The sequence below is a fragment of the Thiomicrorhabdus hydrogeniphila genome, from assembly GCF_054656895.1.
Window position 1 is genome coordinate 2,398,216 of sequence record NZ_BAAHXL010000001.1, and the last position, 14,315, is coordinate 2,412,530.

Sequence of the window (14,315 nt, forward strand, 5' to 3'; positions counted from 1 at the left end):
AAAATGTAAGCTTTATCTTAACATAATCAATGCGTTACAGCTTAACTTAATGGCATTGGGTAACGTCTCTTTTCTCACTGTTATGGCTCTATACGATTTAGCTTGAAGTATGATTGAATAAAATCATAAGTTTCAACTTCTTTGATACGTATGACAGTACCTGAATCTACATTTGGATTAAATTTAAGAGCTCCAAGGTCGTTAATCTCAATTTCTTCAAATTCTTTTGCATCAGTCTTTTTTGCGACCAAACCTACAAAAGCCATTTCTCGAATACCCGAATCTAAATAATTACATTTTTGTAACAGGATAAAAACATCATCGTCGTTAAGATCCCAGTACTGTTTGAGTGATTGGTATTGCTTCTGTTTATCTGACATAACAAGGTTCTGAGAATATGTCTCCCAGTATCTTTTTTCTTCTCTTTTACCAAATCCACAAAGGGAAATTAATTCGTAACCTTCAAAATCTGCAACCACTTTTAAACCTTTTTTATTTTAGTAATTCTTTAAGACTCTAAGTGCTGATAAAACTTAAAAATTCTGGCACCTAAACTCGGAGATGAATTTGAATAATTGTGAAGGGTCACTTCATCTAGTTTAAAAGTTAGTTCATTAATACGCTGAGCAATAACTTCTAGAAGTCTTAGCCTTTCTTCCTCTAAATCTTTTTTTAAATCTTCATTTAACTTATCTATATCAGGTAATTGATCCGCATCAGAGTAGTCAATTAAAGATCTTGCGACAAGAACAAAGCTACTAACGATTACATTCCAGTTTTCTAAAAGATACGTACAGTTTTCTCCAGTCTGCGAAAACATGTCATATTTTAAATCTTCTGGTGGAAGCAACTTGACGACATCAAGATATAAACTAAAACATGAAATTTGCTTATCTAATCCATGCTTTCGAAACACATGTTGATTCTGATTGTAGAGGTTATTTAAGTGAACCAATTCATTAAAATTTTTAACAACTTCCGCTCTTTTCAGTACAGGTGGTTCTTTGGGAAGAAAACCATACTTTTTGGGCTGTAAAAGTTCATTGTGAAAAAAAGAATAGGATTGAAGAGCATCACCCAAGGCGATTCTAAACTCTATTAATTTTTCAGATTCGTACTTTATAAATGCATCATCCAACCAGTGCTGCCGTTGGTTTTTATTAGACCAATATGTAAAACTTATTGTAACCACTGCAATAGTTAACATTGCTAAGCTTGATATGACAGTGATAGTTTCATACCTAGTCATTTCCGACTGTATCAAAGGCACTGTCAACAACAGAGATAAAACAGAACCTATTACAAAACCAACTGATATCAAATAAAGATTACCAGTCCATTTACTTTTTATTTGTAAACTCATACAAACATCTTCTGTAATAAGCCTTTTTTGAAGGCTTTGGTTTGTTCTAGGGTTGCCCTGGCCTGGTCGATTTTATGGTCGATTTCGGTAAGGAAATTGGCGATTTTTTGTTGTTCCTCAAGACTTTTAGGTATTAATAATTTAGTTTTCTTTGCATTTTGTATAGTGAATGTTCCTACCGTCGTAGTTGACGCCTGAGCAACAATCTGGGATTGAACAAAATCTGATTGGAAGGAGAAATTAAAAAAACCTGCATTTATCGTTGGCTTTCTTTTTAGCCATAAAACATTACCATCTTTAAAATAAAACTTATCTGAAGCTTTCACTTGATAATGAATACCAAGAGTACCGACACCACTTACCAAAAAATCACCTTCAACAGGTGCTCCATACTTATCTGACAATTCTTTAAACAGTTTTGGCGAGATAAAAATCTCGCTAGAAAATGGTTGTTTCTTTGATAATGAAACAAGTTCTCTTGTTCTTAAGAATGGAATACCACGACTGACCCAGTCTTCTTGAAGAACGCGTTTGCTTGAGCCTACTTCAAAATGATCACCTAACAAACAGCCTACCCAATCAGGATAGTCATTACCTTGGTTGTCTTTGAAGCGGATTTGTTGGGTGAAGATTTGTTGCATGACGCCTTTTTTGTATTCGGTGAGCAGGCGGTGTTTTTCGGTGAGCTGTTCGATTTTTTTATCCACCGAACTTAAAAAATCAGCGATTTTTTGTTGTTCTTCTTTGCAAGGAATATCCAGCAATACTTTTGCTAGATTTGTTTTTGAAATCCCTAAAACTTTAGCTCCAACAGCCATCGTCATAATTTGTCTTCTTACTTTGTAAGATGACATCAGATACCCTGAATATCCTAAAGCTGTTTGATGATAATTATCTTTTGCCAGGAATGTATGCAGCCCTGAAACCAATGGTTCAAAAGGTAAACTTATAATTTGAATAGCCTTACCAACATCAGCATAATCCTCTGAAGCATCAGCAAATACTAAATCTCCAACTTCACAATGACTCTTTGCATGTGAATTTGAAAGTTCATTAAAATCTGTAATGTATGGAATGGAAGCATTTTTCGCATCCAACATTGTCGAAAACTTAGTATGAATATCACCGTAGTGAATATTTTTGTACTCGCCTGAGGTATCGTTTAATGATGCACGCGAAAGTGAGTTAGTTGCAGAGAATGAATATATATCACCAAACGGAATAGCTCTCCAAAAATCATTAAAACCACTAAATCTTAACTCTGGCACATTGTTAATTACATCACTCATTAGAACGGCGCCTCAATTCCCAACTGTTTGCAGTAATCTGCAATCACGGCATCGGTCTGTTTCATCTCTGTATCCAACACTCTAATTTGTTGTGTCACAGCGGTTAAATCAATAGGTTCTTCTTCCTCAAAGGTATCCACGTATCTTGGAATATTGAGGTTGTAGTCGTTCTCTTTGATTTCTGACAGGCCTGCTACATAGCTGTATTTATCGTGCGTTTCACGGTTGTGATAGGTGCTAACAATCTTTTTAATGTGCTCAGGCGTTAAGGCGTTTTGATTTTTGTTTTTCTCAAAGTCATTAGAGGCATCAATAAACAAAATGTCATCAGGATTGGTACGGCATTTTTTGAATACCAAAATACAAGTTGGAATACTGGTTCCATAGAAGATATTGGCGGGTAAGCCAATGACCGCATCCAGATAGTTGCGGTCTTCAATGAGGTATTGGCGAATATGGCCTTCTGCCGCCCCACGGAATAACACGCCATGCGGTAATACCACCGCCATGGTGCCGTTATCCGCTAGGTGGTGAATCATGTGTTGCACAAAGGCAAAATCGGCTTTGGTTTTGGGTGCAAGTTTGCCGTATTGCGAGAAACGGTCATCGCTCATAAACAGTTGATTGGCTGACCAGTGAGCGGAGAAGGGCGGATTAGCCACAATCGCTTCAAACTGCATATCGGTATGCTGTGGGTGCTCTAAGGTGTCGTCTTGCTTGATGTCGAACTGTTTGTAGTTCACATCATGCAGAATCATGTTCATACGTGCCAAGTTATAGGTGGTGCGGTTAAGCTCTTGGCCATAAAAATGCCCCACCTCTTTGACTTCTTTGGCTACACGTAACAACAGAGAACCCGAACCACAGGTTGGATCGTACACGGATTTTAAATAGCTTTTATCATCGGTAACGACTTTAGCCAGAATAGAGGAAACAGTTTGCGGGGTATAGAACTCACCGGCTTTTTTACCGGCACCAGAAGCAAACTGAGCAATCATGTATTCGTAAGAGTCACCCAATACATCGGCATTGGCGTTTTCTAATTGAAAGTCCACCTTATCTAAATGCGATAGTACTTTTGAGACTAATTCGTTCTTTTGCTTTTCGGTTTTACCGAGCTTACTGGAGTTAAGATCAAGGTCTTCAAACAGTTTGTTAAAGTCATCTTCTGACTCCGTGCCCATCGTAGATTGTTCGATGTTATTAAGGATGGTTTGCAGTTCACCCAAAATGAAGTTATCGGTGGATTCGCCTTCTATTGCCGAACCTTTTTTGGCCACGGCTGAAAACAGCTCAGAAGGCTTTAGGGTGTAACCGAGTTTTTCAACGGCTTCTTCTGCGACTGCAGCCACAATCTCCGCGCCTTCTTCGGTGGTTTCATCGACTGACGCGTAATCAAAATTGTCTTCTAAGGTATTGGCGTAAAGACAAAGCTTTTCAGAGAGGTATTTGTAGAAGATAAAGCCGAGAATGTAATCCCGAAATTCATCAGCATCCATCTTGCCACGCAAGGCGTTGGCGATATTCCATAACTGTTGTTCGAGGAGTTTCTTTTCTTCTTCTGACATGCTGACCTTTTTTACAAGCATCTAAATGTATTAGCTTGATTCTATATATTTTTGAACGAAATTCATTTTACGCATTTTAACGGATAAGTATAATTTTTATACTCAGTAAGAGGTTAAATAAATATGTTTTCAGGCATTCCGTCATACCCTAGCACTTGATACATCTATAAGCCTGTTAAAATTTTTCTCTGATGAAGATGTGCCCAAGTTCAGTTATTTGATATGAACAATAAGCTTCCCATATTGGAATTAGAGAATCAAAGACTCTGTATTAAATCATTTATAAAAAAGTTATAATTTAAAAATTCAACCCGTTTTAGACAGACGGTATAACAGGATTTTTCAACCAGATTTCACTAAACCATCCAAATCTATGCCTTAATTACTTGAAATTCTTCTGAATAAACATAGGTTATTATCTTATGTGAAGATCTTTCAAAACTCAGTCAACATTACCCGAGATTGGAAGCCATAAATCTTTTATACTAAGATTTTTCATCTGCTTAACATCAACATCTATTAAACTGACTATATTTTTATCCAACTCATATCGCTTTATAATGTTTTTGGCAATATGCTCTGAAGATGCAATTGAGGCCAAATTATAAGCCTCAAAACAATTAAATATTGATTGTAAAATCAAATCTATATCCTTTAAATATTGTCGCCCGCCTATTGAACGGAATTCAATCCTGTTATTTTTACTAAAATATAAAAGATTAACGTCGTAACACTTCCTTGCAATATGCTCGAAAATAATTTGCCAGTTTTGCGGTTTATATGAAAAGAATTGTTTTACTACACTACGAGTATATTTTCTTTTTTTACTATCTAAGTCATTTAAGCTATCAAGGTAGTAAATTAAAGAAATTGGAGAAATAGGCTTGCAATTTATTGTTGAAACATGCAAATGAAATCCAACATTTTCATCATCAGTAGCACCGACTCGATTAAGTATTTTTAATGTCTTTGATATGTAATAAGGTAAGGTTTTATAATCTAGCTTTGGACTAACGAACTCATAACTTTTTAAACCTTCTGAAGGCGTTCCTGTTTTTTCCCCAATCAAATAAAAATCCTTACCATTTGTTTGTGGTACCTTATTCAAATCAACAAGAATCATTTGAAATTTTGGAATTATTTTTACAAGTTTAGATAAAACTAATTTGATATCATCAGGATTTATATAAAACTCAATCTCAAAACCGCACTGAAAACTTAATGGCTGTTCATCAAACAAATGACTATATTTATTTATTGATTTTAAGAGTTTTTTATTGAATTTACTATTACAAAGGGAGCCTTCATACCTTTCAAAGTTAAGGCTACCAAGATTCAAGCTTTTCCATTGACTGCTTTCGTCTATTATGCTCTTCATGAAAGAAACATCCATTTTTATACAAGTTATCTCCGTTTGTTTTTTACTTTAAAATACGTTTTGATTTTTAAACTAAAACACTTCCTATAATTTAAATACTCCGTGGAGAAATGGTTACAAGTAGTGGGATTGGTATTCATTATGAGGTATCCTGTATGGCCAAACAACTTAAAATATTAAACGTTTATAAATCTCTGAGTCATCATGCTATGAAAGATATCATTAATAACCTAGCTCTAACAAAAATTTCTAAAAGTTCTATCCATGGAAATGGCTTATTCGCTTCTGAATTCATCCCTAAAGGCTTTATATTAGGAGAACTCGATGGGCAACTTATAAATTGGGATTTACACAAAAATTACGAACTAACGTTTGAATGGAACGCAATCACTAATAGTGAAATATTAGTGCGTCCATATAGAACCGATTACAGTTTTATAAACCACAGTCGCAAACCCAATTTAACTCTAAAATATAATCCATTAAGAGTAATTTCAAATAAAGATATTTTAAAAGGAGATGAATTAACTCTCGACTACCGTTTAGAACCATTGCCCAATGAATATATCGAAAACATAGGAAAGGATTATCTATAGATGCTTCGTTTTTTTTGTTTCCAACCACTTTTAATGTCTGAAGAGCTTTTCACGAAGCACCACTTTTCAAATTTCACAATAGGAGAAACTTGGTCTGACATTACATTTAATAATCATAAAGACTCAGATGCAAATCTCGATTTAGATTGGCACCAAGAAATTTCTAAATTTTTTAAAGGTAAAGGGGCTTTTTTATCCTCCGATCATAAAGAATACAATTCAAAACTTGATGAAATAAATAACTCTGAATTAATTAAAAATTTTGAATTTGATAAAAGTGAAAGTGGGTTTGTCTTATATTATGACAAAGATGTTGATATTTTCTTTATTGTGACATGCTTAGCTCTTAATAAAACAAATCAATACGACATGAAGTGTCTTGAAAGGATTAATCACCAAATAAGAAATGAATTTGTTATTGATGATATTAACGGTAATCTGGAAGTTTCTAGTTGGTATGAATCTATAAAAGAACACTGCATAAAAGCAGTTGCAAGAGAATTAAATATTATTACTCAAATCAATCAAAAAATATATATAAGAAATAATACTGGTTATATTTTTTCGATTCTTCCTAAATTTGAAGAGTATTGCTCAACCACCTATCAATATGATTTGCATTTACAAGATTTTCTTTCATCAAATTTTGATATAGACCAAGTTAAAGAAAAAAAAGATATATATTCAAATTTCTCTATTGCTTGCAATGACGAATTAATAAATTCAACTACTAATTTAAACACTCCAAAAATTGTTTTTTTTGGTTGGAGATGCTCAACAATTTACGGAATCAAAGACAATAAAGATTTACATATTTTACCAGTTCTTATAAAACTTCAAAATATCTATATAATCATTAATGATTTTTACAAAACCTTCATAACTAAACTTTTTCATGATGTTAAGTATAATGAAGAATACCGTAAACTATCAGACACTTTAGTTGTATTTGATAAATTTGTAGTATTTTTTGAGAATTTAAAATTTGAAAAAGACAATTTTATTGTCCACTTAAAGCCATATCAAACGGAAGTATTTAAAGAAGTTGAAAACTATTGGTCATTAAATAGTGATTACAATAGTATTGATAAAACTTTAAATATTTGTCAAACTTCTTTACACCGAAAGCTAGAGTTAAAAAACAATAAAGTACAACAAAAACAAAGTGATATTCTTTTTGTACTAGCTATAGTACAAATTTTTTCCATCATTAGCATATTAAGTGATTATTTTGGCTTTATCACCATAACAACTGACCCAGATGATATAAAAAACCATGTCCAAGGCATTTATAATGTATCTAATAACTATTTATTATATTCATTATTTACATTAAGTTTGATATTGATTCTATTTGCTTATTATGAAAGAGTTACGGGATTCTTTAAAGGTTTAAAACGTTTTTTTTAATAAAGGAATAAATACATTGAAACGATACATGATGGAACTTTATTTTTTAAAAGATGGTATAGAGTATACTGGCTTACAAGCACAACCTGATTTAGATACATATACCGCAAATACACAATTAGTTAATATTAATGCCGATAGTTTTAATGAAGTAAAGAAGCAAATAATCGAGAAGTATCCAAATGTTGCATATATTCATTTGATTGATACAAACGAATTAAATTATTAACCTAAATAGTATTACAAAAAATCATTTACTGACTCAAACAGTATTTAAAATTCAAACAAGTACACAGCTTAGAAACACTTTATTTTCTGAGTGACAATCATTTCTTATAAATTCTATTCATATTAGTTTGTGGAAAAGTAAAACACATATTGATGAATGAATAGATTTTAATATCTACCAGAAACTTAAATTGTAATGACTACACTCTTTCCACCGCTTCCCTTGCTAGGGATTTATTTAAAGTTAAGCGGGTAACTTTGAAATGCTGTGCAACCTCAGTCTTAGTAATAAGAGGATCTTTTAGCATTGCAGCTGCTTTTTTTACATCTTGCTGAGAAAGTACAGGTTTTCGACCACCTTTACGCCCTCTGGCTCTTGCCGCTTTTAAACCTGCTACAGTTCGCTCTTTTATCAAACTGTGTTCAAATTCTGACAAAGCTCCAAAAATATGAAATATTAACTTCCCACCAGGAGATGTTGTATCAACGGATTCTGTCAAAGATTTAAAGCCAATATCTTTTTTATCTAACTCAGAAATAATCTCAACGAGATCTTTTAAAGAACGTGCTAGACGATCGAGTTTCCAAACAACAAGCACATCACCTTTTCTTAAAAATTTTAGACAAAGATCAAGCTCTGGACGCTCTTTGCTTTTACCTGTGATTTTTTCTTGAAAAGTCTGTTCGCAGCCAGCTTTATTGAGAGCATCTAATTGAAGATCAAGACTTTGATCTTGAGTACTTACTCGTGCATAACCTATGTTCATAAAACGTACCTTTTATATACATAGATTTATTATCGGAATTTATATACACAAAAACAAGAGATTTAAGTACTTTTTATACATTCCAGAAAGATGTATAGAAAACGGTCGTTTGTTTAACTAAGAAAGCGTGATGTTCCCTCCATGTATTCAAACAAGATTAATGTACTACCTGGACATGGAAGATTTTTTTGATTTATCGTCATAAATAAGCAGGCTACAGCAAAGTAAGGTCACGTTAGAACAGGTAAAACTAAAAGGCCTGACTCCGATAGAATATCGAAATCAGGCCTTAGATGCCACTTAACTAAGTTAGTCCAACTTATTGGGGTCACTTCAAACCAGGATTATTAATGATCTTGGTCTAAATAGAAAACCCTCGATTTTATTTTATTTTCTAACAAATTATTTAAATACTTATCTAGTTCATTTGGGTCAGTTTCATGTATTTGCTGTGATGAAATAATAGATTCTGACATCACATCAATAGCATCTAAGTCTGATAGCTCTTTAAAAACCATTTCATTTAAAATTTCCTTTGAAATGAACTCAATTTGTGATTTTTCATCGCTGTTAAAGAAATACTCTGAAAACGCTAATTTTGTCGGGATTAAATCATTTATATTTTGAAATTTTTTAATACCTTCCGAAACTATTGCAAGAGGATAAACATCATCTTTTTGTATTTCATTAATCCGAATATAATGTCCAAAAAATAAACTCCAAATAGCACTTTTTAGATGTTTTACATCAACAGACCAAGTTGACGAGTCTGTTGGTTTAACATTTTCATCGTCATTTTCAAATTCTTCTCTATCCTTAGACATAAATTGAAATTCTTTAAACAATTCACTTTCAGATAAATGCTTTAAGAAGTCAATATACCTTAAACTAAACTCAATGCATTCTTTTATCTCAACAAGTTCTGCCAAGCTTGATTTTCTATTATCTTCTCCCCTGGCATTAAAAAATACTTCCATTGCATCTCCGTCTGCTAAAACCTTATTTAGAGATTGTTCAAGAACTTGATTGCTAGATCGAAATTTATCTAAAGCTTTTGTTAATTTGGAGTAATACTTCTTTTGAGTGTCTACTTTAATATCTTTAACTGCTGAATAATATTCATCTGTGAAAACAAAACCTTCAACTTCAGGATCATATTTTTGGTAAAAATCATCATGCTCACACTTTAAATATTTATCCCTTTTTTCATCAGCATAAAGTCTATATACAATAGCAACTTCTCTAATAGAAGAATTCACGTCCAAAATCTTTATTACAAGATCCGAATATTTATCTGCAACACTTTTAGCTGCTATTTTTGCATCTCGACGATCCTGGTTTCTTGCTAGCTCCAAACCTAAACCAGCCAAAAAGATAGCAATCATTGACGTGATTAAAACTAATGGTAATCCAAATATGACATTCAAAGTATCTGCTGAAGCAGAAGGAACCAGATTCACTTTAGGAGAATTTTGTTCAACAATAAGATGATTGGTTTTTATAAAAAGAAAAAAGACAATTATTGCACTTAGAATAAAAGTAATAAAAGCAATAAAAGTTATTAATACAGCTTTTTTATCAAACATTGTTTTTAGGTACATACCTGATTCCTACCGAATAAAAATAATTAAAATAACCATATCTAAATAGTCAACCTTTGAAAAAAATACTATTTCAAATCTGTTTCACCGTGAAGGTTGGCTTTAAATTTCGGAAACTCCACTAAGCTAGAAATACTAACTTTTAACAAGAGCATACGCAACATATATATTTTTTTAATACAGAAAATACGACCATATTTCCTCAACGTTAAGGTTTCACATTCATTCTATTTCGTATTATCAATCAACAAAACATGAAGCTTGGTAGCCGCATTTGAGTGTTTAATACCTTGCTTTTCAACAACTCCATTTGCTTCATGAATATGCCCGAAAAGATGTGCTTTTAGGTCTGGTAATTGTTCAATACGTTTTTGTAAATGCTTGCAACCTAAGTTTTGAATTCGATATTGCATTCTAGCCATATCCAAAACATTGTATTTTGGAGTGTGAGTAATCAGAACTTCCACATCTTCAGGGATCTTCTCCCAAATAGGTTCGCCCTCTCCTGGATAAAACGTAAAACTCCCACCAAATGGTGATGGAGTCCATGGAGAACCGTAAAACTTCATGCCATTAATTTCAATAGACTCGTCAATCAAATAGTGAATACCGCTCAAATCAAAGGCATTCATAACCTCATCGGCCTCAAAAAATGCATCATCGTGATTCCCTGCGATTAGAATTTTATATTTGCTTGTTAAACTTCTAAACCAGTCTAGAAAACACGCTGTTTCCTCAGGAATTCCATAGTCTGAAAAATCACCCGAATGAACTAAAACATCAATATCCTCAATGGCTTCAATCGATTGCGTAAGACAAGCATGCCTTCCGTGTGTGTCGCTAATATGTACTATTTTCATGTTTTCACTTTCTTAATAACTTACCAACATTGTAAATTTAACGCTCACAGTAAATCCTGCAGACGCACTGGCTTAAAACCAATACGCTCAATCGACACATTGATTTCACGCTGCTTATCTGTGAAGTCATCTTTTGAATGCAAATGACCGTGTATGCATAAATCACAACGCTCTCTTTTAAAGATTTTTGCCATTACATCACGAGAGTCTTTGGCTTTACCACGTGTGTATGGGTCTTCACTGACAAGCGGATAGTGACTAAAGAATAATTTCTTACCTCCAAATTCACAGATTAATCCACTCACTCCGTACGGCTCTGTTTGTTCTTCAATTCCCTCAATTAGAGCAAAACGATCAGGATTCTTACTTTGATACTCTCTAAACCACGGAATAGAACGAACATCATGATTACCGACTAATAAGATAATTCGACCACTCAAACGTTCGATGACTGATTCTTTGCGAAAAGCAAAATCCCCTAGGTGTAAAACCAAGTCGTTTTCACCGACTGTCGAATTCCAATTATGTATAAGCCATTCGTCTTGATTTCTATAGCCACCAGATTGCATCGCTTCTAAGCGTGAAGGCTCGTACTCCAAAACTCGATCATGACCAAAGTGAGTATCAGACACAACCCAAGTATTGGGATTGATTTGTTCTGTTAAATGAGTATTCATATTTTTATCTTATTAATTATATTGCTGACTTCAATAATAGTTAATTCCCCACTCAAATACGCTGTATCTATCCATAGCTGATTACCGCAAACAACTGGCTTTTTAACGGGAGTATGACCGTGAATGGTAGCGATTACACCTTCAACAAACCTTGGTGGCTCTGTAACATCAAAATATTCGTTACTATAAGGGTCGTACACGTCCATAATCGCATATCTATTATATAAAGCATCATCACGAACACTGCTTGACTCTTCTAGTTTAACAATAAATACATCCCAAGAATCATAGCGTTCTGGTACTTCAGCGTGAACCAATCCTATATCGCCATGTTCAGTTTCAAGCGTTATCGCATAGGGTAGGTCAGAAAGTTGTTCGTAAATATGCTGTCTATCAGCATCACTCAGTTCATCAAACCATTCGCCACCGTTCGCATTGTAAAACTTTTCTGCAGCTAAAGAAGTCTTGATTTTCCCCCAGGCTGGAGAGATTGGCGGTAAATCGAAACGGTCGTTTGTTTTACTTGGATACTTATATAAACTTCACTTAGGAACCATGCTTATTTAATTTACAACATACAAGCTATACCACGGATTGAAAACAACTAATATATTGTAAATAACACATAAAACAACAGAAAAGTTGTACAACGGCTTAAAAACAACTAATATGTTGTAAATAATTTTTATAACAACACTTAAGTTGTATAGATAACTATTTACTACAAATTGATTGTATACCCTAAATAAAACAACATATAAATAGTATCTATCTTAAATATAGCCAATAAGAGCATTCAAAATGAAGACAAACAATGAAATATCTAAAGCCTTAATAGAACGAAGAAAAAAACTAAGGCTTGATCAAAAAGACATGAAATCTCGTATAGGGATGTCTCAACAGCAATATTCAAGATTAGAATCTAACGGTGATATGAAACTAAGTACCTTTTTAAGAATATTAGAGGGGTTAGAAATGGAGTTAAAACTAATCCCTAAAGAAGAACTTAAAATTGAATCTATAATTAATGATTACATTAAGAACTATCCAGAAATAGTTGATGAATATTTTAATAACAGCGTTAATAATCTCAAAAATGTTGATTTACATAAAAATTTAAACCATTCTTACGTAAGAAATAAACCCAAACCAAATAGTTTTGAAGATAAATTAAAGGCACTTGAAGATCATGACTAAAAGACTCGAACAAGTTGCAGCCTTAAGAATCTCACTTCACGATAAATTTATTGGTGTTTTAGCACACTATCAAGCAGGAAAGAATATATTCACATTCAGCCCTGAATATAAATCACTTCCCTCTTTCATGGTTCCAACCATCACTCTTAGACAAAAATTTGATAAAGACTACCTGGAAACACCTTTAATACACCGACAAAAGATACCTCCCATACTATCAAACCTACTACCAGAAGGTGCATTAAGAGAATGGATGACCCAAATTCTTAAAACACATACTGATAATGAATTTTCACTACTAGCATATGCCGGAAAAAACCTTTCAGGAGCAATTGTTGCAACACCTATAGCAAAAGAAGAAATCCCATCCTGGGCTCTAATTGAAAGAGAAAACACTGAGGCTGTACCAATCAATATATCCGCTCTAGTAGGAAATAAGTTTTCACTGGCTGGTGTTCAAATGAAATTTTCATCAAGGCATCAAGATGGTCGTTTTCTAATTTCTGACGAATCGAGTAATGATACATGGATTATAAAAACTCCAAGCACCAACCATAAACACGTTCCAGAAAATGAATATAGTTCAATGCTGCTTGCTAAATCTGTAGGTATCGATATTCCAGATATAAAACTTGTTGAACTAGATAAACTAGATAACCTTCCCGATATACGTCTTCCAAATGAAGAGTTTGCCTATGCTATCAAGCGTTTCGATCGCAATGAAAATAAAAGTGGATTAGTCACTAGAATACATACTGAAGACTTTGCACAGATATTCGATTTATACCCAATTAACAAATACAACAAAATTAACTATGAACAAATTGGATTAGTTTTACATCTGTATAGCAACAAAAGTTTATTTGATGTACAACAATTTGCTCGAAGATTGTTAGTAAACATATTATTAGGTAATGGAGATGCACACATCAAAAACTGGTCCGTAATCTATAATGACCAACAAACGCCAGAGCTATCACCAGCTTATGACATTTTAAGCACCATGGTCTATATACAAGAAGAAGTTGAACTGGCTCTAAATATGGCCAAGAATAAAAATTGGTATGAAATGTCTTATCGACACTTTGAAATATGGTCTAAAAAAATAGAAGTTCACTGGCCAGCTATTAAAGTACACCTAGATGACACAATGGAACTTGCGAGGACTGTATGGCCAGAACAGCTTAATAACTTACCAATGCATGACGAACACAAAAAACGATTAAAAAATCACTGGCTGAAACTACACAAAGATTTCAAAATTGAAGCATAGCTTTCACGCAAAAAAACAAAAGCCCCAATTAAGGGGCTTTCTAAAAGTGAGAACCCTCTTCAATATTCCAGCAGTCGCTAGAACCAACTTTCATTGGCGGGTACAGCA

The 14,315-nt window shown here is 33.5% G+C and carries 15 protein-coding genes; 5 read left to right on the top strand and 10 right to left on the bottom strand.

Going from position 1 to position 14,315, the window contains the following annotated elements; genetic code table 11:
* Window positions 1-80 precede the first annotated feature (80 nt).
* From ACYQ0E_RS10810 to ACYQ0E_RS10830, 5 genes are all read right to left on the bottom strand, one after another.
* The gene (locus tag ACYQ0E_RS10810) at window positions 81-479 is read right to left on the bottom strand and encodes a hypothetical protein (RefSeq protein ID WP_460188238.1); all 399 of its coding nucleotides are present in this window, start codon (window positions 477-479) and stop codon (window positions 81-83) included.
* A gap of 29 nt (window positions 480-508) precedes the next feature.
* Window positions 509-1,363 (bottom strand): hypothetical protein, encoded by an 855-nt coding sequence (locus tag ACYQ0E_RS10815; protein ID WP_460188239.1) that lies wholly within the window; start codon window positions 1,361-1,363, stop codon window positions 509-511.
* Window positions 1,360-2,652: a restriction endonuclease subunit S gene (locus ACYQ0E_RS10820; RefSeq protein WP_460188240.1), complete on the bottom strand. Its 1,293-nt coding sequence runs from the start codon at window positions 2,650-2,652 to the stop codon at window positions 1,360-1,362. Before ACYQ0E_RS10820 ends, ACYQ0E_RS10815 begins: the two co-directional genes overlap by 4 nt.
* Window positions 2,652-4,220 carry a type I restriction-modification system subunit M gene (locus ACYQ0E_RS10825; RefSeq protein WP_460188241.1) on the bottom strand — a complete coding sequence of 523 codons (1,569 nt, stop codon included), beginning with the start codon at window positions 4,218-4,220 and terminating at the stop codon, window positions 2,652-2,654. Before ACYQ0E_RS10825 ends, ACYQ0E_RS10820 begins: the two co-directional genes overlap by 1 nt.
* A gap of 442 nt (window positions 4,221-4,662) precedes the next feature.
* Window positions 4,663-5,598: a hypothetical protein gene (locus tag ACYQ0E_RS10830; RefSeq protein WP_460188242.1), complete on the bottom strand. Its 936-nt coding sequence runs from the start codon at window positions 5,596-5,598 to the stop codon at window positions 4,663-4,665.
* 155 nt (window positions 5,599-5,753) lie between these two features.
* On the opposite strand from ACYQ0E_RS10830, the gene ACYQ0E_RS10835 reads away from it, so the two are divergent.
* From ACYQ0E_RS10835 to ACYQ0E_RS10845, 3 genes are read left to right on the top strand one after another with little or no spacing between them, the layout of a single operon-like run.
* Window positions 5,754-6,194: an SET domain-containing protein gene (locus ACYQ0E_RS10835; RefSeq protein ID WP_460188243.1), complete on the top strand. Its 441-nt coding sequence runs from the start codon at window positions 5,754-5,756 to the stop codon at window positions 6,192-6,194.
* A complete protein-coding gene (locus ACYQ0E_RS10840; RefSeq protein WP_460188244.1) occupies window positions 6,195-7,604 on the top strand; it encodes a hypothetical protein in 1,410 nt (469 codons plus the stop codon).
* A 16-nt stretch (window positions 7,605-7,620) separates the two neighbouring features.
* Window positions 7,621-7,833 carry a hypothetical protein gene (locus tag ACYQ0E_RS10845; protein ID WP_460188245.1) on the top strand — a complete coding sequence of 71 codons (213 nt, stop codon included), beginning with the start codon at window positions 7,621-7,623 and terminating at the stop codon, window positions 7,831-7,833.
* Window positions 7,834-8,032: 199 nt separating this feature from the next.
* On the opposite strand, the gene ACYQ0E_RS10850 is transcribed toward ACYQ0E_RS10845, so the two are convergent.
* The 5 genes from ACYQ0E_RS10850 to ACYQ0E_RS10870 form a co-directional block, all read right to left on the bottom strand.
* Window positions 8,033-8,599 carry a recombinase family protein gene (locus ACYQ0E_RS10850; RefSeq protein ID WP_460188246.1) on the bottom strand — a complete coding sequence of 189 codons (567 nt, stop codon included), beginning with the start codon at window positions 8,597-8,599 and terminating at the stop codon, window positions 8,033-8,035.
* A 347-nt stretch (window positions 8,600-8,946) separates the two neighbouring features.
* Window positions 8,947-10,200 (bottom strand): hypothetical protein, encoded by a 1,254-nt coding sequence (locus tag ACYQ0E_RS10855; protein ID WP_460188247.1) that lies wholly within the window; start codon window positions 10,198-10,200, stop codon window positions 8,947-8,949.
* A gap of 227 nt (window positions 10,201-10,427) precedes the next feature.
* Window positions 10,428-11,060: a metallophosphoesterase family protein gene (locus ACYQ0E_RS10860; protein WP_460188248.1), complete on the bottom strand. Its 633-nt coding sequence runs from the start codon at window positions 11,058-11,060 to the stop codon at window positions 10,428-10,430.
* Window positions 11,061-11,104: 44 nt separating this feature from the next.
* Complete coding sequence (locus ACYQ0E_RS10865) at window positions 11,105-11,737, bottom strand: metallophosphoesterase (RefSeq protein ID WP_460188249.1); 633 nt, start codon at window positions 11,735-11,737, stop codon at window positions 11,105-11,107.
* Window positions 11,734-12,054 carry a metallophosphoesterase family protein gene (locus ACYQ0E_RS10870; protein WP_460188250.1) on the bottom strand — a complete coding sequence of 107 codons (321 nt, stop codon included), beginning with the start codon at window positions 12,052-12,054 and terminating at the stop codon, window positions 11,734-11,736. Before ACYQ0E_RS10870 ends, ACYQ0E_RS10865 begins: the two co-directional genes overlap by 4 nt.
* A gap of 484 nt (window positions 12,055-12,538) precedes the next feature.
* Between ACYQ0E_RS10870 and ACYQ0E_RS10875 the strand changes: the two genes are divergently transcribed.
* Both ACYQ0E_RS10875 and ACYQ0E_RS10880 read left to right on the top strand, forming a co-directional pair.
* Window positions 12,539-12,934 (top strand): helix-turn-helix domain-containing protein, encoded by a 396-nt coding sequence (locus ACYQ0E_RS10875; RefSeq protein ID WP_460188251.1) that lies wholly within the window; start codon window positions 12,539-12,541, stop codon window positions 12,932-12,934.
* Window positions 12,927-14,207, top strand: a complete 1,281-nt coding sequence (locus ACYQ0E_RS10880) for a type II toxin-antitoxin system HipA family toxin (protein ID WP_460188252.1) — start codon at window positions 12,927-12,929, stop codon at window positions 14,205-14,207. The genes ACYQ0E_RS10875 and ACYQ0E_RS10880 overlap by 8 nt, the downstream gene beginning before the upstream one ends.
* The last annotated feature ends 108 nt before the right edge of the window (window positions 14,208-14,315 follow it).

Excerpts from the sequence above, each read along its gene's own strand:
- ACYQ0E_RS10860 (WP_460188248.1), bottom strand. The coding sequence starts at position 11,060 with ATGAAAATAGTACATATTAGCGACACACACGGAAGGCATGCTTGTCTT.
- ACYQ0E_RS10840 (WP_460188244.1), top strand. The coding sequence starts at position 6,195 with ATGCTTCGTTTTTTTTGTTTCCAACCACTTTTAATGTCTGAAGAGCTT.
- ACYQ0E_RS10815 (WP_460188239.1), bottom strand. The coding sequence starts at position 1,363 with ATGAGTTTACAAATAAAAAGTAAATGGACTGGTAATCTTTATTTGATA.
- ACYQ0E_RS10855 (WP_460188247.1), bottom strand. The coding sequence starts at position 10,200 with ATGTACCTAAAAACAATGTTTGATAAAAAAGCTGTATTAATAACTTTT.
- ACYQ0E_RS10850 (WP_460188246.1), bottom strand. The coding sequence starts at position 8,599 with ATGAACATAGGTTATGCACGAGTAAGTACTCAAGATCAAAGTCTTGAT.
- ACYQ0E_RS10820 (WP_460188240.1), bottom strand. The coding sequence starts at position 2,652 with ATGAGTGATGTAATTAACAATGTGCCAGAGTTAAGATTTAGTGGTTTT.
- ACYQ0E_RS10830 (WP_460188242.1), bottom strand. The coding sequence starts at position 5,598 with ATGAAGAGCATAATAGACGAAAGCAGTCAATGGAAAAGCTTGAATCTT.
- ACYQ0E_RS10825 (WP_460188241.1), bottom strand. The coding sequence starts at position 4,220 with ATGTCAGAAGAAGAAAAGAAACTCCTCGAACAACAGTTATGGAATATC.
- ACYQ0E_RS10875 (WP_460188251.1), top strand. The coding sequence starts at position 12,539 with ATGAAGACAAACAATGAAATATCTAAAGCCTTAATAGAACGAAGAAAA.
- ACYQ0E_RS10835 (WP_460188243.1), top strand. The coding sequence starts at position 5,754 with ATGGCCAAACAACTTAAAATATTAAACGTTTATAAATCTCTGAGTCAT.
- ACYQ0E_RS10880 (WP_460188252.1), top strand. The coding sequence starts at position 12,927 with ATGACTAAAAGACTCGAACAAGTTGCAGCCTTAAGAATCTCACTTCAC.
- ACYQ0E_RS10865 (WP_460188249.1), bottom strand. The coding sequence starts at position 11,737 with ATGAATACTCATTTAACAGAACAAATCAATCCCAATACTTGGGTTGTG.